This window comes from Collinsella sp. (genome assembly GCF_052346665.1).
Lineage (GTDB): Bacteria > Actinomycetota > Coriobacteriia > Coriobacteriales > Coriobacteriaceae > Collinsella.
Genome location: NZ_DAWDUX010000029.1, coordinates 4,317 through 30,473 on the forward strand (window position 1 = coordinate 4,317; position 26,157 = coordinate 30,473).

General features: G+C 60.5%; 19 protein-coding genes. 12 read left to right on the plus strand and 7 right to left on the minus strand.

Translation table 11 applies throughout. The annotated features are described in order from the left end of the window. From ACT8II_RS06475 to ACT8II_RS06485, 3 genes are all read right to left on the minus strand, one after another. On the minus strand, nt 1–1,095 hold a 1,095-nt coding region (locus tag ACT8II_RS06475; RefSeq protein WP_443813404.1), incomplete at its 3' end, for a DEAD/DEAH box helicase. 12 nt (nt 1,096–1,107) lie between these two features. Continuing rightward, nucleotides 1,108–2,766, minus strand: a complete 1,659-nt coding sequence (locus tag ACT8II_RS06480; protein ID WP_443813406.1) for a DAK2 domain-containing protein — start codon at nt 2,764–2,766, stop codon at nt 1,108–1,110. A 53-nt stretch (nt 2,767–2,819) separates the two neighbouring features. Beyond that, complete coding sequence (locus tag ACT8II_RS06485) at nt 2,820–3,173, minus strand: Asp23/Gls24 family envelope stress response protein (RefSeq protein WP_199588904.1); 354 nt, start codon at nt 3,171–3,173, stop codon at nt 2,820–2,822. Nucleotides 3,174–3,441: 268 nt separating this feature from the next. Between ACT8II_RS06485 and ACT8II_RS06490 the strand changes: the two genes are divergently transcribed. The 5 genes from ACT8II_RS06490 (at nt 3,442) to ACT8II_RS06510 (ending at nt 8,916) form a co-directional block, all read left to right on the plus strand. Then, complete coding sequence (locus tag ACT8II_RS06490; protein ID WP_147352845.1) at nt 3,442–4,122, plus strand: hypothetical protein; 681 nt, start codon at nt 3,442–3,444, stop codon at nt 4,120–4,122. 30 nt (nt 4,123–4,152) lie between these two features. Next, nucleotides 4,153–4,584 carry a hypothetical protein gene (locus tag ACT8II_RS06495; RefSeq protein WP_443813408.1) on the plus strand — a complete coding sequence of 144 codons (432 nt, stop codon included), beginning with the start codon at nt 4,153–4,155 and terminating at the stop codon, nt 4,582–4,584. 299 nt (nt 4,585–4,883) lie between these two features. Then, the gene (rpmB, locus tag ACT8II_RS06500; protein ID WP_006721280.1) at nt 4,884–5,072 is read left to right on the plus strand and encodes a 50S ribosomal protein L28; all 189 of its coding nucleotides are present in this window, start codon (nt 4,884–4,886) and stop codon (nt 5,070–5,072) included. A gap of 320 nt (nt 5,073–5,392) precedes the next feature. Next, on the plus strand, nt 5,393–8,041 hold the full coding sequence (adhE, locus tag ACT8II_RS06505) for a bifunctional acetaldehyde-CoA/alcohol dehydrogenase (RefSeq protein WP_443813410.1): 2,649 nt from the start codon (nt 5,393–5,395) through the stop codon (nt 8,039–8,041). A 107-nt stretch (nt 8,042–8,148) separates the two neighbouring features. Then, nucleotides 8,149–8,916, plus strand: coding sequence for a phosphotransferase family protein (locus ACT8II_RS06510; protein WP_294123428.1), 768 nt, complete (start codon nt 8,149–8,151; stop codon nt 8,914–8,916). 110 nt (nt 8,917–9,026) lie between these two features. Here ACT8II_RS06510 and ACT8II_RS06515 read toward each other — a convergent pair whose 3' ends face one another. After that, nucleotides 9,027–9,719, minus strand: a complete 693-nt coding sequence (locus ACT8II_RS06515) for a thiamine diphosphokinase (RefSeq protein ID WP_330005561.1) — start codon at nt 9,717–9,719, stop codon at nt 9,027–9,029. A gap of 413 nt (nt 9,720–10,132) precedes the next feature. Between ACT8II_RS06515 and glgB the strand changes: the two genes are divergently transcribed. The 7 genes from glgB (at nt 10,133) to ACT8II_RS06550 (ending at nt 23,481) form a co-directional block, all read left to right on the plus strand. Continuing rightward, nucleotides 10,133–12,184: a 1,4-alpha-glucan branching protein GlgB gene (glgB, locus tag ACT8II_RS06520; protein ID WP_304292489.1), complete on the plus strand. Its 2,052-nt coding sequence runs from the start codon at nt 10,133–10,135 to the stop codon at nt 12,182–12,184. A gap of 92 nt (nt 12,185–12,276) precedes the next feature. Further along, nucleotides 12,277–14,703, plus strand: a complete 2,427-nt coding sequence (locus ACT8II_RS06525; protein WP_443813412.1) for a glycogen/starch/alpha-glucan phosphorylase — start codon at nt 12,277–12,279, stop codon at nt 14,701–14,703. A gap of 135 nt (nt 14,704–14,838) precedes the next feature. Then, entirely contained in the window at nt 14,839–15,987 is a 1,149-nt protein-coding gene (locus ACT8II_RS06530) for a glucose-1-phosphate adenylyltransferase (protein WP_443813414.1), read from the plus strand. A gap of 4 nt (nt 15,988–15,991) precedes the next feature. Continuing rightward, a complete protein-coding gene (gene glgD / locus ACT8II_RS06535; RefSeq protein WP_294123377.1) occupies nt 15,992–17,101 on the plus strand; it encodes a glucose-1-phosphate adenylyltransferase subunit GlgD in 1,110 nt (369 codons plus the stop codon). A 144-nt stretch (nt 17,102–17,245) separates the two neighbouring features. Then, nucleotides 17,246–19,441, plus strand: a complete 2,196-nt coding sequence (glgA, locus tag ACT8II_RS06540; protein ID WP_443813417.1) for a glycogen synthase GlgA — start codon at nt 17,246–17,248, stop codon at nt 19,439–19,441. A 234-nt stretch (nt 19,442–19,675) separates the two neighbouring features. After that, nucleotides 19,676–22,972, plus strand: a complete 3,297-nt coding sequence (locus ACT8II_RS06545; RefSeq protein ID WP_443813419.1) for a 4-alpha-glucanotransferase — start codon at nt 19,676–19,678, stop codon at nt 22,970–22,972. 251 nt (nt 22,973–23,223) lie between these two features. Next, nucleotides 23,224–23,481 (plus strand): FmdB family zinc ribbon protein, encoded by a 258-nt coding sequence (locus ACT8II_RS06550; RefSeq protein ID WP_302742591.1) that lies wholly within the window; start codon nt 23,224–23,226, stop codon nt 23,479–23,481. Nucleotides 23,482–23,539: 58 nt separating this feature from the next. Here ACT8II_RS06550 and ACT8II_RS06555 read toward each other — a convergent pair whose 3' ends face one another. From ACT8II_RS06555 to ACT8II_RS06565, 3 genes are all read right to left on the minus strand, one after another. Then, nucleotides 23,540–24,946, minus strand: a complete 1,407-nt coding sequence (locus ACT8II_RS06555; RefSeq protein WP_443813421.1) for an RsmB/NOP family class I SAM-dependent RNA methyltransferase — start codon at nt 24,944–24,946, stop codon at nt 23,540–23,542. Between the two features lie 108 nt (nt 24,947–25,054). Next, nucleotides 25,055–25,978 carry a methionyl-tRNA formyltransferase gene (fmt, locus tag ACT8II_RS06560; protein WP_443813423.1) on the minus strand — a complete coding sequence of 308 codons (924 nt, stop codon included), beginning with the start codon at nt 25,976–25,978 and terminating at the stop codon, nt 25,055–25,057. A 2-nt stretch (nt 25,979–25,980) separates the two neighbouring features. Continuing rightward, on the minus strand, nt 25,981–26,157 hold a 177-nt coding region (locus ACT8II_RS06565; RefSeq protein ID WP_443813426.1), incomplete at its 5' end, for a peptide deformylase.

The window sequence follows — 26,157 nt, forward strand, 5'->3', positions numbered from 1 at the left end:
CTCATCGGCGGGCGTGGAGCCGGTAAGGAGGCCCCACGATATTCCAGCGCGCTCCAAGATAGGTCCGCTCTTGACGGCATATTGACGAGCGAGGACGCTCGTGGGCGCCATGACGCACGCCTGGGTGCCCGAGTCGGCAACGGCTCCGAGCGCACAGCACGCAACGGCGGTCTTGCCCGTTCCCACATCGCCGAGCAAGAGCCGATTCATCACGCGATCGCCCCGCGCCATATCGTCCAAGATCTCGTTGACCGCCACGTCTTGCTCGCTCGAAAGCTCAAAGGGAAGCGCTGCGCGCACGGCCGCGACATGCTCGCCCACAAGATGCGGAATGGAGCGGACGCCCAAAAGGTTGGTATCGTTGCGCAGACGCAGGGCCAACTGTAAATAGAGCAGCTCATCGTAGGAAAACCTGCGACGAGCGAGGTCGACTTCCGGCACGATGCGAGGAAAATGGGCGCAGCGCACCGCGCGCGAGAGCGACATCAGGCGACGCCGCGCACGCAACCCAACGGGAACCGGATCGCAAAAGACGCCGACACGCTCCAAGGCCACCGATGTCAAGCGGCGCATCCAGGCTTGAGAGACGCCGTCGCAAACACGATGCACAGGGAGGATGGCACCCTGCGCGCCCCCGTCCTCAATCCGCTCGTACTGCGGCGACGTCATCTGCTTGAATCCATAGGCGAACTCGACTTTGCCGATAACCGCCACACGATCCCCCACCGCAAACTCCCGCGCGATCCAAGGTTGTTTGAAAAACGCGATCTTGAGGACGCCCGAGGCATCGACGAGGAACACCTCGGTCACGATCATACCGCGCTTGGAAGTGGGGCGGTTGGCGACGGAATCCACGGTGCCCACAATCGTGGAGACCTCACCGATCGGTGCCATCTCAATGGACAATGCATGAGTGAAATCGAGATACCTGAACGGAATATGTAGAAGGAGGTCCCCCACCCGCTCGATACCGAGCCTGCGAAGGGCCTCCTCTCTCGCACCCGAGACATATTTCAAACGTGAGATGTCCTCAGACACAGAACAGGTCCGTGCAAGACGGGCCGAGACCCGCGACACGGTGCAAACGTCTGCCATCTCCTATGAAGCCTACTCGATGGAGAAGATGATCGGATACAACGGCTGCTCGCCGCGATGGGCGTCGATCTCGAGGTCGGGTTGGGCCTCCTCAATGGCATCGATAATCTCCTGGAAGGCCTCATCGTCAAGCTCCTCGCCGGCAAGGATGGTCAGGCCGTCGCCCTCTTCATCGTCCATCATACGGTTGATGCAATCGAGCGTGACCTGCTTGACGTCAGACCCGACGATGTCGATGGAATCGCAGATGATGCCCATGACGTCACCGTCTTGGATGGGCGTACCGTCAGATGCCTGGCTGTCGCGAACCGCGCGGGTGACCTCACCGTCTCGAACCTCGGACTTAGCCTCGGTCATGGCCTCGACGACCTCCTCGACCGGAGCGTCGGGCATGACGGCGAACAGCGCAGAGAACGCCTGGGGAACGGTCTTGGTGGGAACGACGTAGACCTTCTTGTCCGCACACGCACTTGCAGCAGCTTCCGCCGCCATGCGGATGTTGCCGTTGTTAGGAAGGATGATGACCGCCTCGGCATTCACGCGCGCCACGGCATCAAGCAGATCCGCGGTGGAGGGGTTCATCGTCTGCCCACCGGAAACGACGACATCCACGCCGAGGGACTCGAGGATCTCCGCCTCGCCGGACCCGGCGGCGACGGCAACGAAGCCAAGGGGCTTTGCGGGCTCGGCGGCACCGTCCTGGTCGGCGTGAATCTTCGCCGTGCGTTCGGCGACCTCAAGGTCCATGTTATGGATGAAGACCTCGTAGATCTGGCCAAACTGGAGCATGTGCTCGAGCACGAGGTTCGGAGTGTTGGAATGGACATGGACCTTGTAGTCGGGATAGGCACCCACCAGGAGCTCGCAATCGCCCATGGAGCCGAGGAACTTGAGAGCCTCATCCTCATCAAAGGGCTTCTCGGCCTTGAAGAGGAATTCGTTGCAATACCGGAACTCGGAGCCCTCCCAGTCGTCGTTCGCCTCGATCTTCACGCGATCGAGGGCGCCGGCGCGGGCGGAATCAGCATCGAAGGTCGCGGAAAAATCCTCGATTTTAGATGTACGCCCAAGGGCGGCGGCAACGAAATTCTCGAGGAAGATCGCGAAGCCGAACGCACCCGAGTCCACCACGCCGTTCTCCTTGAGCACGGGCAGCAGGTCAGGCGTACGGGCGACGGATTGATAGGCCTCGACCACCAGAGCATCGAGGGTCTCTTCAACGGACAGACGACGCTTCTCGCACTCGTCCGCCTTAGTGGAGACATCCCGCAGGACGGTCAGGATCGTGCCCTCAATAGGCTTGCGCACGGCCTGGAAGGCAACCTTGACGGCACGACGGAATGCGGAGGCGATGTCAGAAGCATCGACGGGCTCTCCGGCATCGTGTAGTCCCTCAGCGACACCGCGAAGAATCTGCGAAGTAATGACACCGGAATTGCCGCGGGCCCCCATCAGGGAGCCATGGGTGATGGCACCGGCGATGACCTCCATATCGGCGTCGACCGGAAGCGCCGCGAGCTCCTTAACGACAGATTGGAGCGTAAGGGACATATTGGTGCCCGTATCGCCGTCGGGCACGGGAAACACGTTGAGCTTATTGATCTCCTCGGCCTTGTCGGCGACAGCCGCGACCGCGATGGGAAAACAGGTGCGAATGGTCTTTGCAATCATCTCTACTGGTACTTTCGTCTCGTGAATGCAGGTCTGTGCGAACAATGCGCACCTTAGAGGCGGGATTTCATCCCGTCGATGTGGATGGCGATCTTGAGCTGGGCCGGATCGATCTGCGCGATCTCCGATAGAGTGAACGAGACCGAACTCGCGAGGTTCTCGCTGACGGAACGCATGTTGACTCCGGCCTCGATGACCACATGGAGGTCGACCGTGAGCCCATCCTCGGAGGCGGTGACCAACACACCCTTGCGCAGGCGTTGACCGGCAAGCAGACGCACGCTTTCGGCGCCTTGCAGCTGCTCGGCCATACCCACCACACCGTAGCAAGACATGGCGGCGTAGCCGGCGATATCGGCAATAACCTCGTTCGAGACGTTCAAGGTCCCGGCGATCGGTTCAGTCATGGGATTCTCCTTCCGCACGCACTCCAAGAGAGGCGGTCTGAGCATTCATATCGGAATATTGTATATCTCTTCCCACCGCGTACGGTCGAAACATAATTACTGCAAGCGGGTGAACGACGATATTTGTACAGAGATGGAGTATGCCGATTGCCCCGAGCTACCCTCCATTCGCCGATTGGCGAAATCGAGTAGTTAGGCCGCATTTTTAGTGGGTAGTTTTGTAATAAGAGAGGCGCGCCCAATTGCTTCGGAATGGAAGGGAGTAACTATGAACGTCAACGTTCGGGAAGCAAGCTTGACACGGAGATCGGTGCTGGCGGCGGCGGGGCTCATTTCAGGCTCAATGCTTATTCCAGACACGCTCTACGCATCGGACGCTCCGCTTCCTTCGGCATCGAACAACTCCCGTCGTTTGGCTGTCGTTAAGGGTCATGCCAATCTGGCTAGGTCTGAACTTGAGGCCGTTATATTTGAGCAGGCAAAAAAGGAAGGGGATAAGTTAATTCAGTCGCTTAACGAAAGCATTGGTAATTCGAAAGCAGCCCGTGGACGCCCCTACTACGAGAATGTTTACGGCCCGGTAACCTATGCAAATAGTGGGTATCAATTTGTAGGTGGGCAACCCGCGAATGGATACAGTTTCTCTAATGGAGGCTCCATCTACGTCGAACTCACAGGAGGGCCATCAGTTGGAGTCTCATTTAGCTTCCCCTTGTCATTTGGCGGAGCTGTTGGGGTGTCAATGTCGTTTGCTCGCGCCGTAAGTTCACCTGGCATAATCGTTAATATCCCTGCTGGGGGACGAAAAAAGGTAAAAGCAAATATTGAATATGCATCAACACCATACACCACGTACTATATCGATGCCTATGGAAATAGAAGCGTCTACGCGCACCTGCACTCGTATCCTGAAGTCACTGGACGTGACTTCAAAGTAGTTAACGCGTAAATCATGTCACCTTCAGAAATGGAGCCCGGCATGAGAAAGCACGTTCTCCAAATCATCGTTGTAGCGCTCGTGGTATGTCTGACCATTGGAATGGTGTTGTATATTGGCGAAAAGCATGCCAGAAGTCAACTGTGCCACAGAATGGAAGAAGGCTTTGATATAACCGGAACATTTGCTTACGAATCCTCTTTGAGCCAATCCATATACTTCGAAAGAAGCGATAACACGGAATTCACAACATGGGCGGCTCGAACGGAAGAGGACAGCTATACAAAAGGTGTTACTTCAAATACTGGTGACCCGAACATATACCTGTTGACTAGCGACGACGGTGAACCTTATGCGACAATCCATGTTGCATATACCAGCAATGAAGATGGGCTGATCTTCATATCGCTAGACGGTAGAACTTATATGCCGTACGAAAAGATTGCCAATTCCCGTGTAACCTATAACAAATGACTCTGTTACGTGCAGGAGACTGTTTGATTGCCAAGTTGATGCGCACTCACAACTGGGCAATCCTTAGACGAAGACAAGGCATGGAGCAATGGATCGTGTATTAGAGATTGCACTCGTAAGTGCACCGATTAGGAGTCAGTCATTGCCGCTAAGATGCCATCGACCGGTTGCGGAGTCGTAATAGCGGCGCAGAATTTGTCCTATGTGAAGATTTCCCACATAAGACGCCTCCTATGGTATAGTTCATTGCTGTTTGTTCACGCGACCTCGAATCGGGTCGCCTAAGAAGGGTCACTGACATGTCCAAAGTTTGCGAAATCTGCGGTAAGCACCCTGTTGCTGGTCGCTCCATCAGCCACTCCCACCGCGTCTCCAATCGTAAGTTCCGTCCCAACATCCAGCGCGTCTACGTTGTCGTCAACGGCGTGCGTCGCAAGATGAACGTGTGCACCAGCTGCCTCAAGGCCCAGAAGGTGGCTCGCTCCTAAGCACTCCCCTCTTTGGACAAACGTTTGCTTGCAAGCATCAGGCGCTCCGGAATCCCGGGGCGCCTTTCTTTCTCACGAGAAGTCGCTTCCTCCTACGTCGCACCTTCCGTGCACATGTTGAAGTGCATCATACTATTTGAAGCGTTTCGATCATCACAATTCTGACACGTGCTCACCACAAATCTTGTCTTCCACCGCAATTGAAGCGTTTCATTCGACCGTTTACGGCTCAATTTCTACCATTCACGTTATTGGAACGCTTCATTACGCTACAGTACAAGTCGTTGGGTAAACCCGCTTCTCGTAAAGGAGAGAGCAGTATGGCGAAGAAACCTACCGTTGCCGCCGCCCCCGAAGTCGTAGATTCGATCGAATCCCTTGAGGCCAAGCTCGAGCTTATGCGCGAGGCCCAGGGGATTTTTGCTACCTACTCCCAGGAGCAGGTAGACAAGATCTTCTACGAGGCCGCGATGGCAGCCAACAAGGCCCGCATCCCGCTGGCCAAGATGGCCGTCGAGGAGACTGGCCGCGGTGTTCTCGAGGACAAGGTCATCAAGAACCACTACGCCGCCGAGTACATCTACAACGCGTACAAGGACACCAAGACCTGCGGCGTCATCGAGCGCGACGATGCCTACGGCATCACCAAGATTGCCGAGCCCATCGGCATCGTGGGTGCGGTCATCCCCACCACCAACCCCACGTCCACCGCGATCTTCAAGTGCCTTATCTGCCTGAAGACCCGCAACGCCATCATCATCTCCCCGCACCCGGCGGCCGCCAAGTGCACCATCGCCGCAGCCAAGCTCGTCCTGGAGGCCGCAGTCAAGGCCGGCGCGCCCGAGGGCATCATCGGCTGGGTCGACGTCCCCTCCATCGACCTTACCAATAAGGTCATGGCCGATGTCGACATCATCCTGGCCACCGGTGGCCCCGGAATGGTGAAGGCCGCCTACTCCTCCGGCAAGCCCGCCCTGGGCGTCGGCGCCGGCAACACCCCCGTCATCATCGACGACACCGCCGACATCAAGCTCGCCGTCAACTCCATCATTCACTCCAAGACCTTCGACAACGGCATGATCTGCGCTTCCGAGCAGTCCGTGACCGTTCTTGAGTCCATCTACAAGGAGGTCAAGGACGAGTTCGCCCGTCGCGGCTGCTACTTCGTCAAGAAGGGCGCCGAGATGGAGGCCCTGCGTGGCGCCATGTTCAAGAACGGAGCGCTCGACCACCGCATCCCCGGCATGCCCGCCGCCAAGATCGCCGAGCTCGCCGGCATCGAGGTTCCCGCCAAGACCAAGATCCTGATCGCCGAGGTCACCTCCACCGACCCCGAGAAGGAGGAGTTCTCTCACGAGAAGCTCTCCCCCGTCCTCGCCATGTACAAGGCCAAGTCCTTCCAGGAGGCCGTCGACAAGGCCGAGCACCTCGTGCTCGCCGGTGGCCCCGGCCACACAGCCTCCCTCTACGTGCACCCTGCGCAGGCCGAGAAGATCGCCCTGTTCGAGGACACCATGAAGGCCTGCCGCATCGTCATCAACACCCCGTCCTCCCAGGGCGGCATCGGTGACCTGTACAACTTCGGCATGAAGCCGTCCCTCACGCTGGGCTGCGGCTCCTGGGGTGGCAACTCCGTCTCCGAGAATGTTGGGGTGAAGCACTTGCTGAACGTCAAGACCGTGGCAGAGCGCCGCGAGAACATGCTGTGGTTCCGTGCTCCCGAGAAGGTGTACTTCAAGAAGGGCTCCACGCCGGTCGCGCTCGACGAGATCGGCACCGTGATGGGCAAGAAGCGCGCCTTCATCGTCACCGACCAGTTCCTCTTCAAGAACGGCAACACCCGCGCCATCGAGGCCAAGCTCGACGAGATGGGCATCGCCCACGACTGCTTCTACGACGTCGAGCCCGACCCGTCCCTGCAGTGCGCACGCCGTGGTGCCGCCCAGATGGCGCTCTTCGAGCCGGACGTCATCATCGCCGTCGGCGGCGGCTCCGCCATGGACGCCGGCAAGATCATGTGGATGATGTACGAGCACCCCGAGTGCAACTTCGAGGATATGGCCATGGACTTCATGGATATCCGCAAGCGCGTCTTCACCTTCCCCAAGATGGGCGAGAAGGCATACTTTGTCGCCATCCCGACCTCCTCGGGCACCGGCTCCGAGTGCACCCCGTTCGCCATCATCACCGACAAGGACACCGGCATCAAGTGGCCGCTCGCCGACTACGCGCTGCTGCCGAACATGGCCATCGTCGACGTCGACAACGCCATGACCGCACCCCGCGGCCTCACTGCCGCTTCCGGCATCGACGTCATGACTCACGCCATCGAGTCCTACGTCTCCATCATGGCCTCCGACTACACCAAGGGTCTCTCCATGAAGGCGGCCAAGCTCGTCTTCGAGAACCTGCCCTCCAGCTTCGAGAACGGTGCCAAGGACCCGCACGCCCGCGAGGAGATGCACAACGCTTCCTGCATGGCCGGCATGGCCTTCGCCAACGCCTTCCTGGGCCTCAACCACTCCATGGCTCACAAGCTGGGCGCGTTCCATCACCTGCCCCACGGCATCGCCAACGCCGTCATCCTGACCCGCGTCATGCGCTACAACGCCGCCGAGTCCCCGGTGAAGATGGGCACCTTCTCCCAGTACCCCTACCCCAACGCGCTTGCAGCATACGCCGAGATGGCCCGCTACTGCGGCATCGAGGGCAAGGATGATGCCGAGGTCTTCGAGAACTTCGTGGCCAAGCTCGAGGAGCTCAAGGACTTCATCGGCGTCAAGAAGACCATCGCCGACTACGGCGTCGACGAGGCCTACTTCCTCGAGACCCTCGACGATATGGTCGAGCAGGCGTTCAACGACCAGTGCACCGGCGCTAACCCGCGCTACCCGCTCATGAGCGAAATCAAGGAGCTCTACCTTGACGCCTTCTACGGTCGCGAGCCCCAGGACTACGCCGTCCTGTAGACCCGTCCGTTTCCCGCCCGATTTACGCCGCTCGCGCCATTCTCGGCCGAGCGGCGCCCCAGGCGTTCTACGATGGTGCAAGACCTATGAGAAAGGACGGTAGCGCCATGATTCTTCCCGAGTCCAAGACCGTGCTCGTCGAGCACTCCAACAAGAAGGTCTACGACCTCGGCGACAAGATCGCCAAGGTGTTCAACGCCAACAAGCCTGCATCCGATGTGTTCAACGAGGCCCTGAACCTCGCCCGCATCTCCGAGTCCGGCATCCGCACTCCCAAGCCTCTCGAAGTTTCCGAGGTCGAGGGCACTGGTTGGGCGCTTCTCACCGAGAAGGTTCCCGGCGTCACGCTTGCCGACAAGATGGCCGCCGAGCCCTCCAAGTTCTACGAGTATCTGGAGCAGTTCGTCGATCTTCAGGTCGAGATCCACGCCAACCGCTCCCCGCTGCTCAACCGCCAGCGCGACAAGTACGCCCGCATGATCAACGGCCTTCCCCACATCAACGCCACCACGCGCTACAACCTCATGGAGCGTCTCGATGGCATGAAGAAGGAGTTCCAGATCTGCCACGGCGACTTCAACCCCAGCAACGTTATCGTCGCTGAGGACGGTCAGCTCTATGTCTGCGACTGGGCCCATGCCACCCAGGGCTCTCCTGCAGCCGATGCCGCTATGACCTACCTGCTCTTCGCGCTCACCGACAAGCAGCAGGCCGATGCCTACCTCGAGCTCTACTGTGATCGCGCCGATGTGCCCATGCAGGTCGTCCGCCAGTGGATGTCCATCGTTGCCGCAGCCGAGCTCTCTCGCAAGCGCACCGATGTCAATGACGAGTTCCTCATGAGCTGGATCGACGTTGTGGATTACCAGGGCTAAAGCCCAACCACCTTCGCATACAGCGTCAAACCAAGGGTCTCCGAGCTTGCTCGGGGACCCTTTTGCCTATGTCGATGTCGACGAAACCAACCCAAAAACGTCATCCAACGTCAGCGGATGAGGTAGGCGGCTATAAGGCCCTCGTGGCAGATGATGCGAGCCCCTGCGTGAAGAACATTTGATATTCCAATATCCTCAAGGAGCTGTACACGACGATGGTCCAGTGTCCACTCCATCCCCTCTTCCGAGACGCTCGCAGAGGGGCTCAGAGGCACGAATGAAAACGTAGAGCCCTCGCATTCGTCTAAAGCCCAAGAATCTCCCGCCTTGAGCAAGCGAGCGGAATACGCGTCTTCTATCCAAGCGATAGGCGCTTTCCACCTGGCAACACAGCCAAGAGCCGCGAGCGCGTGATCAGTCCGGCCACCAGACAGGCACGTGCAGAGAATGGGGGCGTAACCCCAACGACACTCCACAGCGCGAAGGGCGAGGGACAAGTCGGTATAGTCCTTATACGGGTCATACCGTTCGACTTCGCCAACCAGGCTTTCCGCGCCTGACAAAGCCGCCTGTACTTGATCTCGTCCAAACGAGGACACCGAGTCGGCATCGCCGCAAAACAGGTCGCAGGGGACATGAGCTGAGATGAGGGAATCGAGGCCACGGTCGACGGCGACGACGTGCGCGCATGACTGCGCGAGACTTGCCAGCATTTCAGCCCCTGTTGCCTCCGGAGAACCGCCAACAATCAGCGTGTACGGAAACAAGTCATCAATGACCTTCGACGCAAACCGTACTCCCATTGAACACCCCCACCGACGGCGCCCAAAGGGCGACAAAACGGCATATTATGCAACCCATCATTTCCTTAACGCTCTTACGGCGTCTGTCAAGGAAGATTTTACCTGTTTCATCCAGAGGTCGAATCGCGCCAGTGACGGTATTTTTGTCCACTTTATGATGAGCAAGTGGTACGGTAAGAATGTCGATGGTTCCACATACGCCGTAGTGTGTGGACGAACGCAGAGCCATCTGCGTCCTCACCTACAGATTTGCGTATGCCGAGAGCCCGAGACGTTTTCGTTGGTCCACGGCAGAACGCCGCATATACGATGGAGAGGTTCAGATGGCTGCAACATCGACACCCTCGAAAACCAAATCCAATGCCCCCAACAAGGCACGCCCCTCGCGCACCAAGGACGACCGACCCTCCCTCATGCTCACGAGCGACGACATTTTTCTCTTCTCGAACGGTACGTGGCAACGCGCTTGGGAGAAAATGGGTGCGCACAGGGATATCCAGGATGGCGTGGAAGGCTGGCTGTTCCGCGTATGGGCACCGCAGGTCGCAAGCGTGCATCTCGTGGGCGATTTCAATGGCTGGGATCCCCTTTCAACGCCACTCACCCGCGCCGACAACAGCGACATCTGGAAGGCCTTCGTTCCCGGTCTCCAACCCGGCGACCTCTACAAATATGCCATCGAGACCGACGAGGGCGAACTCCTGTGGAAGGCCGACCCTTTCGGGTTCCTTGCAGAAACCTGCCCCGGAACGGCTTCTAAGCTCTGGGACATCTCCGGCTACGCCTGGAAGGACACTACTTGGCTGCGCCGCCGCTCGGAGCGCGACATCATGAAGAGCCCCCTCAACATCTACGAGGTGCACCTGGGCAGTTGGAAGCGCCACGGAAACGAACCTCAGGGAGAGCCTCGCGAAGATGGCACCTGGCCTGGTCCCGGCGATCCGTTCCCCGCTCAACGAGGCACCTATTACACGTATGACGACCTCTCCGATGAGCTTGTAGCGTACGTCTCCAAGATGGGCTACACGCATATCGAGGTCATGCCCCTCATGGAGCACCCCTTTGACGGCTCATGGGGTTATCAAGCCACCGGGTACTATGCCGCCACCTCACGCTACGGCACACCACAACAGCTGATGCACTTCGTCGACGCCTGCCACAAGGCGGGCATCGGTGTCATTCTTGATTGGGTACCGGGCGGTTTCTGCGCAAACGCCGAAGGTCTTGCGACGTTTAACGGCCACATGCTCTTTGAACGTGAGGTCCACCCTAATTGGGGAACCCACAAGTTCGATTTCGGCCGCCCCGAGGTGCGCAGTTTCCTCGTGTCGAACGTCCTGTTCTGGATCGAACAGTTCCATGTCGACGGCATCCGCATGGATGGCGTCTCGAGCATGCTCTACCTCAACTTCGGCGTCGACAACCCTGCAGATAAGAAGTTCAACAAGTACGGCACCGAAGAGGACCTCGATGCATCGGCGTTCATCCGCCAGGTGAATTGCGCGGTGGGGCGCGAGTTCCCCGATGTCATGATGATCGCCGAAGAGTCCACCGCATGGCCCCTCGTCACGTACCCCGCCGAAGACGGCGGATTGGGATTCCACCTCAAATGGGATATGGGGTGGATGAACGATACCCTTCACTACATGCAGTGCGACTTCCCTTGGCGTCCGGGAAACCACAGCCTGCTCACGTTCTCCATCATGTACGCCTTCTCCGAGAACTTCGTACTGCCCCTTTCCCACGACGAAGTGGTAAACGGAAAATGTTCGTTGATAGGCCGCATGCCTGGTGACGACTGGCGCCGCTTCGCGGGCCTGCGTACGCTTGCCTTCTATCAGATGACCCATCCCGGTGCCAAGCTCAACTTCATGGGCAACGAGATCGGCCAACAAATCGAATGGCGCTACTACGAGGCCATCGAATGGTTCCTCGCTAAGGACTTCGACGCTACTCACGGCGCTCAGCAGCGCTTTATCGAGGCTCTCAACCACCTGTACACGTCGCAGCGTGGCCTATGGCAGAACGCCTACAGTGAGCAGGGCTTCGAATGGATCGATGCTGACAACTCGGATCAATCCATCGTGAGCTTCGTCCGCCACGGTGACAAACCCGCCGACGACCTGCTCGTGCTCATCAATTTCGACCCTGCCTCCTATGAGACGTATCGCGTCGGCACCCCGCGCGAGGGCGATTGGGAGCTCGTGTTCAACACCGACGACCCCGCATACGGCGGTTCCGGATTCCCGGTCATCGAGATGGCATCGTCCAAGCCCGAGCCCTGGAACATGCGCGACACGTCGATTGAGATCGGCGTCCCCGGCCTTGCCGGATTGGTGTACCGACGCCGCCGCACCTCTTCCTACAAACCACCCAAACCACTAAAGGTTACGTCCAAAAGTACAAAGAAACAAACACGCGGAACTAAAAAGCCGGCGTCATCGCGTGCGAAGATCATCAAATAACCCGACTAGAAGCCTACGCGAATAGCCTTCCACGCGCCGGGTCGACTGCGCGGAATGGATACCCGTACCCAACCCGAACCCGAAAGGAAACCATGGATAAGATCTACCAAAGCAAAGAAGAATTCGCCGAGCAGTATCGCCAGCATGTGCGCGCTCTTTCTGGCAAGGAATTTGAGGACACGAGCGATATCGACCGGTTCACCGCTCTCGCCAAGATGATCGCAGGCGATTCGCGCGTCATCGCCGCCCAGACCGACGAGCGCAATCGCATAGAGGGGAAGAAGCGCGTCTATTATTTCTCGATCGAGTTCCTCATCGGCCGCCTTCTCGACAACTACCTGCTCAACCTTGGCATCCGCGACCTCGTCGCCGAGGCGATCGCTGACATGGGCGGCGACCTCGATGAGATCGAGCACCAGGAACCCGACCCGGCGCTCGGCAACGGCGGCCTCGGCCGTCTCGCCGCCTGCTTCCTCGACTCCATGGCACACGAGGGCATCGCGGGCTACGGTAACGGCATGCGCTACCGCTACGGCCTGTTCAAGCAGGAGATCGTTGACGGACGCCAGGTGGAAGTCGCCGATGAGTGGCTCTCCAAGGGCTATCCATGGGAGGTCAAGCGCCCGGACAAGGCGGTTCGCATCGGCTTTGGCGGGCACGTCGTCTCTCGTCAAGAAGGTGACCGTCTGATCTATTCCGTTGAGGACACCCAGGACGTCCTTGCCGTCCCCTACGACATCCCGATCGCCGGCTACGGCGGAAAGACGGTGAACAAACTGCGCTGCTGGAGCGCAGAGCCCATCGACGTGCACTTCGATCTTGAAGCCTTCAACGCCGGCGATTACACGGGTGCCGACCGCGACCGCGCCAACGCCGAGGCAATTTCCGCCATTTTGTACCCCAATGATGCCGGTGAGCACGGCCGCCTACTTCGCCTCAAGCAGGAGTACCTGTTTGTCGCGGCTGGTATCCGCACGCTTCTCGACACCTTTGAGCGCGAGCATGGTGACGCTTGGGATGAACTGCCCCGCTACGTCGCCATCCACACCAACGACACGCACCCCGCCATGTGCGGCCCCGAACTCATGCGCATCCTCATGGATGAAAAGGGCCTCAGCTGGGATGAGGCATGGGATATCGTGACCAGCACGGTGTCCTACACCAACCACACGATCCTTCCCGAGGCACTTGAAAAGTGGCCCATCTCCACGTTCTCCGTTCTACTGCCGCGCGTCTACCAGATCATCGATGAGATCAATCGTCGTTGGCGCGAAGGTTTTGACATGTCTCAGCCTGAAAGCGCAGAGCGCCTGCGTGCCACCGCCGTCCTGTGGGACGGAGAGGTGCGTATGGCCAACCTTTCGGTCATCTGCAGCCACTCGGTCAACGGCGTGGCGAAGATCCACACCGATATCCTCAAGGCGAGCACGCTCAAGGATTTTGCCGCCCTCAAGCCCGCGATATTCAACAACAAGACCAATGGTATCTGCCACCGCCGCTTCTTCGCCGAAGCAAACCCCACCTACGCGAAACTCGTCAGCGAGGCGATCGGCGATGCCTGGCTCGATGACGCCTCCGAACTTGAAAAGCTCACCGACTTCGAAGGTGATGCCTCCTTCCTCGAGCGCGTCGGCGCCTCCAAGCGCGCGAACAAGATTCGTCTCGCGGAGTACGTCAAACGCGAGTGCGGGCTCGTCATTGACCCGAACACCATCTTCGATGTCCAGGTCAAGCGCTTCCATGCATACAAGCGCCAGCTGTTGAACATCATGAAGGTGATGGATCTCTATAACCGCCGTCTGGCGGATCCCAATTTCAAGATCCAACCCACCACCTTCATCTTCTCCGGTAAGGCGGCGTCGAGCTACACCTTCGCCAAGGAGGTCATCCGCCTCATCAACGGGGTCGCCAACGTGGTGAACAACGATCCCCGCGTCAACGACATCATGAAAGTCTGCTTCATCCCCAACTTCCGTGTATCCAACGCTCAGTTGATCTACCCTGCCGCCGAGATCTCCGAGCAGATTTCCACTGCGGGCAAGGAGGCCTCGGGCACCTCGAACATGAAGCTCATGATGAACGGCGCCATCACCCTCGGGACCATGGACGGCGCCAATATCGAGATCGTCGACCTCGCTGGTCGAGAGAACGAGGCGATCTTTGGACTCACCACACCCGAGGTCGACGAGCTTCGCGCGAATGGCCAGTATTTCGCCTGGGATATCGTGAATTCCGATCGCACTCGACTGGGACGCATCATCGAGGAGCTCACCGATGGCACCTTTGCCGCCCTTTCCGGCAACTTCGAGAGTATCCACCACGAGGTCATGCTCAACAACGACTACGACCTGGTCCTCAAGGATTTCCACTCCTACGTGGATACTTGGGAGGCCCTCACCGCTACGTATCCCAATGCGCAGGATTGGAACAGGAGAGCCCTGCACAATACTGCGATGTCCGGCTGGTTCTCGTCCGATCGCACCATTCGCGAGTATCGTGACGAGATCTGGCACGCGTAAAGGAGGTAGGTCGCACCGGAACGCAGCCGGAATTCCAGGAATGCAACGGTGGCGGCGAGCACGGGAAAGCTGCCACCGGTCCCGATTTCCCGCTTAGACATCTATACATCCCATCGGACTTTAAGGGAGAAATTGATGGCAAGCAAAGAATGCATCGCGATGCTCCTCGCAGGAGGACAGGGCAGCAGGTTGATGGCGCTCACCTCGAAGATTGCCAAGCCCGCCGTCAGCTTCGGTGGCAAGTTCCGCATTATCGACTTCTCTTTGTCGAACTGCGCCAACTCTGGCATCGACACCGTCGGCGTCCTCACGCAGTATCGCCCCTATCAGCTGCATGAGTATGTGGGCTCCGGGCGCGCATGGGATCTGGCGGAACATGGAGCGGGCGTTTCGATTCTGCCCCCCTACGCCACCCAAGACGGCGGTGCGTGGTACGCGGGAACAGCAGACGCGATCACGCAGAACCTCGACTACATCAAGGGTCATGACCCCAAGTACGTGCTCATCCTCTCAGGCGACCACCTGTATCGCATGGACTACCGCAAGATGCTCGAGAGCCATATCGAGCATGGCGCCGACCTCACCGTCTCGGTCAAGCCCGTCCCGTGGGAGGAGGCCAGTCGCTTCGGCATCATCACCGCCAACCCGGACGATGGGCGCATCGAGAAGTTCACTGAAAAGCCCGAGGTGCCCGACTCGAACCTCGCCTCCATGGGCATCTACATCTTCTCGACGGACGTTCTGGTAAAGGCCCTCGAGGAGGACGCCGTCGACCAGCGTTCCAGCCATGACTTTGGTAACGACATCATCCCGAAGCTGCTCGGCGAAGGCAAGCGCCTGTACACCTATGAGTTCCACGGATTCTGGAAAGACGTCGGCACGATCGCGAGCTTCCACGAGACCTCGATGGACCTGCTGGGCGAGAACCCCGAGTTCGACCTATTCGACAAGACCTTCCCGGTCATGAACAACGACTCCACTCGTCCGCCGCACTTCATCGGCCCCGACGGCCGCGTGGACGACTGCCTCGTTTCGAACGGATGCCGCGTCTACGGCACCGCGCGCCACTCGATCCTTTCCACCGACTGCATCGTTGGCGAGCGCGCCATCGTCGAAGACTCGGTGCTGCTGCCCGGCGCCGTCGTGAAGGACGGAGCACATGTGGTGCGTGCCATTTTGGGCGAGAACGCCATCGTGGAAGAGGGCGTCAAGCTCGGAAGCGTCGACATGACTAAGGACACCGCCGTCGTTGGAAACGACGTCGTCATCGGAAGGGGGGAATGATCCGATGATCAACCGTAAGGCCATCGGCTATATCACTGCCAACTATACAAGCAAGCAGCACAGCGCCCTGCTCGAGAGCCGCCCGCTCGCATCCGTCCCGTTCATGGGCCGCTATCGTCTTATCGACTTCCCGCTCTCCAACATGATGAACGCGGGCATCCGCACCGTGGGCGTCGTGCTGCCCGGCAACTACCGCAGCCTCGTCGACCACCTTGGAAGCGGTCGAGAGTGGGAGCTCGATCGCAAGAAGGGCGGCTTGTTCCTGCTGCAGGGCAGCGCCTACGGCACCGCAAAGAAGGGCATTCGCTTCCTTCTGCGCGACATCAACACGAACAAGATGCTGTTCCAGCGTGCCTCTGAGCCCTATGTGGTCATGAGTGCCACGAACATCGTCTTCAACATGGATCTCTCCGATGTCATCGACGCTCATGAGCGTAGCGGCTCGGGCGTGACCATGATCTATAAGAAGGCGGATCGCCAGATCGGCGATGTCATGAAGCTCGATATCGACGACAACGGCCGCGTGACCGACCTCGGCTCTGGCTGCGCCTACGGCGAGAACGAGTTCCTCGACTGCTTCATCATCAACCGCGATCTGCTCCTGCAGATCTGCGAGGAGTATGAGACGCTCGACTACCTCGACCTGTTCGACGCCATCCGCCCGGACTTCAGTCGCATCGACGTGTGCACCTATGAGTTCAAGGGTCTCGCCGTCGGCATGTTCAACGAGGAGACCTACTACCGTCGCAGCATGGAGATGCTCAACCCTGACGTCATGCACCAGCTGTTCACCCACAGCCGTCCGGTCATGACCAAGGCGCACGACACCCCGCCGGCAAAGTACAGCTCCGGGTCCAACGCCACGAACTCCTTCATCTCCGCCGGTTGCCGCATCGACGGCACCGTGCGCGGCTCCACCCTCTCCCGTGACGTCGTGGTGGAGAGTGGTGCCTACGTGGCCAACTCGATCATCATGCAGGGCTGCGTCATCAAACGCGGCGCCCGCGTGGAGAACGCGATCGTGGACAAGAACAACGTCATCGAGGCGGGTACCGTCATGACCGGCACTCCCGACAACGTCCTCGTAGTTCCCAAGGTCGCACTCGAGAATTAACAACCCCGCAAAACACGCAACACGCGCTGAGCGCACAGAAGCGTTACCATGGATACGCCGCCTTGAGGATTCACCCCCGGGCGGCGTATCCGCACGGGCGCCTTTGACCCCGCGCTAGCACACATCAAGGAGATTGGTTACCCCATGTCCGATACCACCCCATCCAAGCTGCACATCGCCTTCGCCAGCGCCGAGGCGGCGCCCTTCGTGAAGACGGGCGGCCTGGGCGATGTCGCGGGCTCCCTGCCCCATGCCCTCAAAGCCGCCGGCGCCGACGTCGTCGTCTTCGTCCCCAGGTACGACACGATCGCCCAGGAATACAAGGACCGCATGGAGCACCTGTGCGATTTCTACGTGCCCTTGGGATGGCGCAACGAGTACTGTGGCCTCGAACGCCTCAATCATGAGGGCGTCGACTACTTGTTCGTCGACAACGAGCGCTATTTCAGCCGCGGCTACCCCTACGGCTTCTTTGACGACGGAGAGCGCTTTGCCTACTTCTCCAAGGCGATCGTCGAGGCGCTGCAATACCTTCCGCACACACTCGACAACTTCACCTGCGACGTGCTGCACTGCAATGACTGGCATACCGCCATGGCTCCCGTGTTCCTGCGCGAGTTCTACCAGGCGCTGCCCCTGTACCAGAACGTGAAGACCGTCTTCTCCATCCACAACATCGCTTTCCAGGGCCAGTACAGCGCCAAGGTCCTGAACGACATCCTCGGCCTCGCACACATCCCCGCCGCCGCCTTCCAGCTCACCTGCGGGCCGGACGCAGTCAACTACATGCAGGGTGCGCTCAACTACACCGACGCCATCACCACGGTCTCCCCCACCTACGCCGAGGAGATCAAGACTCCTGATTTCGGCGAGCACCTCGACGGCATCCTGCGCCGCCGCGCCCCCATCCTGCAGGGCATTGTCAACGGCATCGACACCACCGCCTTCGATCCCACGACCGATCCGCGCATCGCCGCGAACTACTCCGTTCAGGACCGTGCCGGCAAGGCGGAGTGCAAGGCACGCCTACAGCAGGAGCTCGGCCTTGAGGTACGCGACGACCGTCCGCTCATGGTCATGGTCACGCGTCTCACGCGCCAGAAGGGCATGGACCTCGTAACCTACGCTCTCGATCGTATCCTCTCTGGCGGCGTCCAGGTCGCGGTTCTGGGCACCGGCGACACCGAGTACGAGAACGCCCTGCGCTATTTTGAGGGCAAGTACCCCGGCACTATGGCGGCGCGCATCCAATTCGACCCCGCGCTCTCGCAGCGCATGTACGCCGGAGCCGACCTCTTCCTCATGCCGTCGCTGTTCGAGCCCTGTGGCTTATCGCAGATGATCGCCATGCGCTACGGCACGCTTCCCATCGTACGCGAGACGGGTGGCCTCAAAGACACGGTCATCCCGTACAACCAGTACACCGGGGAGGGCACCGGCTTCTCGTTTACCCACTTCAACGGTGACGAAATGGCTGACGCCGTCTTCCGCGCCGCCCGCCTGTTCTGGGATAACCGTGATGCCTTCAACGGCTTGGTCGAAAACGCCATGAAGGCGGACTTTAGCTGGAAGCGCTCCGCCGACGCCTACATCGCCCTCTATCACAACCTGCATCCCGAGATCCCGATGCCGCAGCCACAGTCCGAAGTTGTCGAAAAGCCCAAGCAGGAGCTCTCCCCCGCCGTCGAGACCGATGCTGAACCCAAGACGGAAGTGAAGAAGGAGTCTGCCGAGAAACCCGCTCCGGCGAAGAAGGCCACCACACGCAAGGCCGCCGCTAAGCCGGCCGCGTCCAAGACCGCCGCGACCAAGTCCACAGCGACCAAGAAGACCACGACGACCAAGGCCGCTGCTGCCAAAGCGAGCGCCGCCGCCAAGACGACCACCCCCGCAAAGGCACCGGCGACCAAGACCCCGACTGCCAAGGCGACCACCGCTGCAAAGACGACGGCAAACACCAAGACGGCCGAAACGAAGGCACCTGTCGCCAAAGCAACAGCTGCCAAGACTGCCAAGACGAGGGCAGCAACCCCCAAGACCGCTTCGACAAAGGCGGCAGCAGCAAAGCCTGCCACCTCGAAGGCCAGCGCCACCACATCCGCGGCCCCAAAGGTCACTGCGACCAAGACGGCGGCCAAGTCGGCTGCGGCAGCCCCTGCGGCCAAGCCTGCCACTACCACGTCCGCCGCAGCCGCCACTGTGACTAAGGCAACCACCGCCAAGCCGGCAACAACCACTGCTGCGACCAAACCCGCCGCAGCTGCCACCACGGCAAAACCGGCCTCCCAGCCGACCATGAAGACCGTTCCCAAGGCGACGCGCCGTGGGAGCAAGAAGTAGCCTTAATGCCCCCCTTGCAACTCCACGAGCAAGTGAGCCGGATTTCATCCGGCTCACTATTTATTGCTTCGCCGCGCGTCCCATTCGCGGCATCACCGGCACAACAACGCCCCCCGTCCAATGCCCCTGGCCTTGCGCCCAGCACACGCCGACCGCGCCGCTCGCAATTCCAGACGACCCCTCCTACCTGTATAATGTACGCGCATTATTCCCGAATCCCCAACGGTTACCTTCATGAAGCTGATTCACAACTCCCGCCGCTCAGAGCACCGCGTTCCCTTCGGTGCCGTTTGCGTCGGTACGACCGTCCACATCTCCCTCAGCGTCGAGGAGGCAGATGCGAGCTTCCTCAAGGGTGAAGTCCGCACCTGGGTCGATGGCCGAGGCGAAGCGCTCATCCCCATGACTCTCGGCGACAACAACACGCTCGTCGCCGATATTCCCTGCCATGAGCCGTGCCTCATCTGGTACAGCTTCATCGTCACCACCTCTGATGGCGCCCAGGTGCGCGTGGGCGCCCGCGATGGTTCAACGGGCGGTCAAGGCGTGATGTACACCGACCGCAATGACGTTCCGTCCTTCCAAATCACCGTATACAAGCACCGCGAGCACCGCCCCTCGTGGTACGAACGGGGCATGGTATATCAGATCTTCCCCGATCGCTACCGCCGCGACGCCAAGTGGCGCGAGCGCGCGCAGGCAGTCGTTGCCAAACCGCGCAAAGGACCTGGCAAGCATCTGGTCGAACGCTGGGAGGAACCTCCCGTCTATGACCGCAATGAGGACAAGTCGATTCGCAGCTGGGACTTTTACGGCGGCTCCCTTGAAGGCATCAGGGAAGACCTGCCGCGCCTTAAGGGCATGGGCATCACTGCCATCTACCTCAACCCGATATTCGAGGCGCTGAGCAACCACCGCTACGACACGGGCGACTACCTCAACATCGACCCGATGCTCGGCACAAAGGAGGACTTCCGCCGCCTTGCCGAAGACGCTGCGGCCATGGGCATCTCGCTTATCCTCGATGGCGTGTTCAATCACACGGGCGACGATTCCATCTACTTCAACCGTTTTGGAAACTACCCCGGCACGGGCGCGTGGCAAAGCGAGGATTCGCCCTGGCGCGACGCCTACTGCTGGCACGAGGATGGCACATACGACTCATGGTGGGGCATCGATAATATGCCCGCCCTCAACGAGCAATCCGAACACGTGCGCAATCTCTTGCTCGGCAAGGACGGCGTGATTCGCACATGGCTGCGCGCCGGCGCGCGCGGCTGGCGCCTCGACGTTGCCGATGAACTGTCCGATGAACTCATCGCAGAGATTAAGAGCGCACTGCTCGAAGAGTGCCCCGATGGCCTGCTGCTGGGCGAAGTGTGGGAGGACGCCTCGAACAAGGTGAGCTACAGTGAGTTGCGCCGCTACTTGCTGGGCGATGAGCTCGACTCGGCCATGAACTACCCACTGCGCGACGCCATCCTTGGCTTCCTTGTGGGAGGTGAGACCGCGCATCAATGCGCCGAGCGCCTAGAGACCCTCCGCGAGAACTACCCGCCTGAGGCGCTCTCCTGCTGCCTCAACCTGCTCGGCAGCCACGACAAGCCGCGCATCGCCTCCGTGCTGGGTGGCGGCCCCGACGAGTCTCAACTGCCCGAGGAGGAGCGCGGACGCTTCCGCTTAGACGAGAACTCGATGGGCCTCGCCAAGGGGCGTTTCTGGCTTGCCACGCTCATGCAAATGACGTTTCCCGGCGTCCCCTCCATCTACTACGGCGACGAATACGGCCTTGAGGGCCTCTCCGACCCCGGCAACCGCCGCACGCTGCCCACGCCCGAGGATGCGCGCGATCGCGACATGCTCACCATGGTGCGCAACACTTCGATGCTGCGACGTGCACTGCCGTTTTTGATCGACGGCACGCTCGATAGTTTCGCCTTCAACGATGACGTGCTGTGCGTGAAACGCCGCGGTGCCGACGGCCAGGTGGTCTCGCTACTCATCAACCATAGCCTTTCCAATACGCGCTCGGTGCGCGTGCCGGTGGAAAACGACGGCGCCGTGGACCTTATCTCGGGCGCGGACCTCGAGCGCGGGCAAGACGGCTGCGCCGAAGTGCGCTTGTGGCCGCTCGGCAGCTCCTTGGTGTATGCGCACCGCACGAAACGCCTGCAAAAGCCGCTCGACCGCGGCGCAGGCGTGGTGGCGCACATCACCTCGATTCCCAACACGGGCGGACGTTCCGGCACGCTGGGTGCCCCCGCGCGGCGCTTCATCGACCACCTCTCGACCATGGGCATGCGCTATTGGCAGGTCCTGCCGGTAAACCCCACCGACGCCTTCGGTTCGCCCTACGCCGGCCCCTCGGCCTTCGCGGGCAACGCGAACCTGCTGGAGGAGTCCGCCGTCGAGCTCGCTCATGCCTACAAGCAGTTCAAATCTCAAGGCGGATTCACGAGCAGGGAGTTCTTTGACTTCGCCTTGGAGAACGAGAGCTGGCTCGATCCGTACTGCGCCTTCATGGCCGTCAAAGATGCGCTGGGCGGCACCTCCTGGCATACATGGCCGGCCGAGCTGAGGCGCTACAACGTTTCCATCTTCGCCGATCAGCGCTTCTCCGATCGCGCTCGCTTCCACGCCTTCGCCCAATTCCGATTTGAGCGCGAGTGGGCCGAGATGCGCACGTATGCCAACGAGCACGGCATCCAGATCATCGGCGATATCCCCATGTACGTGGCTGACGACTCAGCCGACGCCTGGAGCGAACCCGATATGTTCAGTCTAGGCAAGGACGGGATGCCCTACGAGATCGCCGGCGTCCCACCCGACCGCTTCTCCGCCACCGGACAAGTGTGGGGCAACCCCACCTACCGCTGGGACGCCATGAAGGCCGACGGCTACGTATGGTGGCTCGCGCGCCTGCGTCGCAGCTTCAAGCTGTATGACCGCGTGCGTCTGGACCACTTCGTTGGCTTCCACAATTACTTCGGCATCCCCGCCGGCGGTACCGGCGCGGACGGCCAGTGGATGCCCGGTCCCGGCATCGACCTGTTCGAGCGCGCTTACGAGGAAATGGGGCCATTGCCGCTCATTGCCGAGGATTTGGGCATCCTCACACCCGGCGTGCGCGGCCTTCTGGCAAGCACGGGCTTCCCCGGCATGGACGTGCTCGAGTTCGCCGACTACGACGTGCGCCAGGGTATTCACCCGCACAAGGAGAAGGTGCTCTACATCTCCACGCATGACACTTCGACCCTCGTGGGCTTCTGCCGACGCTCGTTCTGCTCGGACGGAAGCGTGGAGGGTTCGCGCTACATCGCCACCGAGATCTTGAACCAAGCGCTCGGCAGCAATGCCGACGTGGTTATGATGCAGATCCAGGACGTGCTGCGGTTGGGCGACGAGGCTCGCATGAACGTACCCGGCACCGCCGAGGGCAACTGGAGCTGGCAGGCAGATGAGGCGGACCTCGTAGAAAACGAGCAACCCATGGCCATCGTCATGAACGAGACGGGGCGCTTTGCCGGGTGATCCTGCGCCGCGCCGCTTCGGATGCGCATTTGGCCAGGGGGGGGTATCTAGAGCCCGCCCTCGGCACGCTCTTCACACCGCTGGTATGCGCCTCGACCCTCCTTTGGCATATCGTGCGCGTGCGATTTATGGATGTCTTGAACTGCAGACTCGGACATCGTGGGCATGATGGGGTAAAGTATCCCGCGTACACGTTTTGCGCCCGCCAGGCTTAGACCGGCGGGCGCCTTTGAGAGATTTGGGTGAGAATAATGGCACGTTACGACTATCGCTGCAGCGCATGTGGCAATGTATTCGAGGTTGAGCACGGCATGACCGAACATCCCGCGGTCGCCTGTCCCGCATGCGGCGGCATGGCCGACAAGGTCTTCAGCGCAAGCGGCATCAAGTTCGAAGGGTCGGGCTTCTACAACACCGACCAACGCAACGGCGGGTCGGCAACTCCGGCCACGAGCGCGCCAGAGCCCAGCTCCTCCGGCTGCGCCTGCGAGAATTGCCCGCACGCGTAAGACAAGACGCGAAAGTTGACCTCAATTAAGTACAGATACGTAATTGAGGTTGCCAGGGCTACTTCCGGACAAAGCGCGCACAGAAGTGGCCATCGAATCCATCGCGAGTGGGATGGCTCTGGAATAGCCCGTCAGCATTTTCGCATACGGCGAGATCGTGCGCTGCCGCTGCGTACGCACTTCCCGCGTCGCGCAGAGCGTCGGACACCGAGACGGGTACAAAGCCCTCCCCTTCCGGCGAGGCCAAAAACGCGGTCACGACCCCGATGTTCTCGGCCCGCAGCACCGAGCAAGTGGCGTAGATAAGCTCCCCGTGGGGCGCCACGCGGTCTGCGGCGGCGCGGAGTATGGCGAGCTGCAGCTTAGGCAGGTCGCGATCACACTCCTGCGGCGTGAGGCGCCAGGGAATCTCGCCATGGCGACGCATGGTGCCGGTACCCGAGCACGGCGCGTCGACAAACACGGTGTCGAATCTAGCAGCATGGCGATACTCTTTGTCCAACACGGCCAAACAGGCATCCAAATCGGTCGCATCGCCGGCGACAAAACGTATCTCGCCTAGGCCGGATCGATCCACGCGCAGGGAGTTCGCCTGGCATTTGCCCTCGTACAAGTCGAGCGCGAGGTGATCATGGTCCAAGTCACGCCGTTTGGCATGAGCCATCATCATGAAGGTCTTGGTGCCACGCCCCGCACCGATCTCCAAGCATGTCCCCTCACGGGTGGCGACAGCCGCGATCAGCTGTGCGTAGTAGTCAGAGGCCACCAGATCACCCCGGTCAAAGGCGCCGGCACGAACGAGAGCTCCCACACGGTCGACGCGCATGGCACCAGGAAGGCCCAACGCGGTGGCACCGTCCTCCTCAAGCGCTTCCGCCACGGCATCGGTGCGCAGCGGGTTCACGTGTACGGATATGGGCGCCGGCTCAAGTTGGGTATTCAGCACATCCTGCGCGTCAGCTTCACCCAGGGAGTCCACGATCCTGCGCACGAGCCACACGGGCAGTCCGGCACGGCGCGCGCGGGCTACCGTCTCGCGATGATCCTCGGCAACGTCCTCGGCGCTCAGAAAAGAGAGTCGGTTCTCGCACACGCGCCTCAACACGGCGTTGGCGAGTCCGGCGGCTCCGCGCGAGACGCTCCGAACGAGCTCAACGCCCTGACTCACCACGACCTCGGGCGCGGTATTGAGATACAGGGACTCAAAGGCGGAGATGCGTAGGGCCATGCGAACAGAAGGCTCGAGCGCTTTTGGTTTCGTGATATGAGGGGCAAGAGCATCGTCAAGACATCCGGCGGTGGCCGTTGCTCCCAAAGCGAGACGCAAGGCAAACGCGGCGTCACGAGGATCGAGCGCGGCTGCCTCGGCGGCATGCGGCAGGAGCTCGCGGGCGTAGCGACCCGTTCGCTCGGCTTCGCTCAATACGGTCAGCGCAACGCGTCGCGCCGGTGACAGCCGTGCCATCTCTCCTCCTTATCTCCAACCCCAATGGTGCAATTGGGGTACGTCCACAACTGTGTCAATTTCGCGCGCCATTGGGGTACGCCCCCCCTAACACACCCCGTAAACCGCCTAGGCGAGTTTGCCCCACCCGGCGGTCTCCTCTCGTATGCCCGCGCAGAAAGACGCAGCGTCCATTTCGCGCTTGCCGTCGGGCTTGATAGAGGTGACCTCGAGAACGTCGTCGGCACATGCGAGCGATAAGCGCTTATCGCTCATGAAACACACACCTCCTGTCAGGCAGGGTGCGTGGCTCGCGACGGCGGCACGCATGATGCGCACCGGCTTACCGGCAACGATGCAGCGTGCGGGTGCCGCATCGGAAGATGCCAGCACACGACGCTCGTTACTCTGGGCACTCACAGTGGGATCGAGGCGCAACTCCGCCTTGACGATCTTTGCGGCATGCGTCACGAGCGACTCATCCTGCTCGGTCCAGACGGCCGAACCGTCCGCGATGGCGGGAAGCGTGCTCACCAGCAGTTCGCCGCCGAGCTCGGCCAACTCGGCCGTCAACTCATCAGCGGACTTGCCCGGGACCGGGCAGCTCGCCTGAGCGCAATACGCGCCCGTGTCCACGCCGTGGCCGATACGCATGATGGACACGCCGGTCTCGGCATCACCCTCCAGGATGGAACGCTGGATGGGAGCCGCACCGCGCCAACGCGGAAGCAGCGAGGCGTGAACGTTCACGCAGCCGTGAGGGGCCATGGTGAGCACCTCATCGGGCAGGATGCAGCCGTAGGCGGCAACACAAAAAATGTCGGCCTCGGCAGCGCGCAGGGCGTCGAGCACCTCGGGCGTCATGCGATTGGCCTCCATCACGGGCAAGCCAAGCCCGAGCGCGGCCTCCTTGACCGGCGACGGCTCGAGCTTCTTGCCGCGCGAGCGCACGGCGTCCGGACGCGTGAGCACCAAGGCGACATCGTGGGCGGCGGCGAGCTTGCGAAGCGAAGGCACGGCGAAGGCAGGCGTACCCATAAAGACGACGCGCATGGCTACTCCGTCTCGCCCGGCTTTGCGCCACGAGCAAGCGCCTCTTGATACTGCTTCATAGCATGCATGCGCTGCTTGGGGAGCAGGCGCTCGAACATCGTCTTGCCGTGCAGGTGATCGATCTCGTGCTGAAGGCACACACAGAACAGGTCGCCGGCGGCCTCGTAGCGAATGCACTC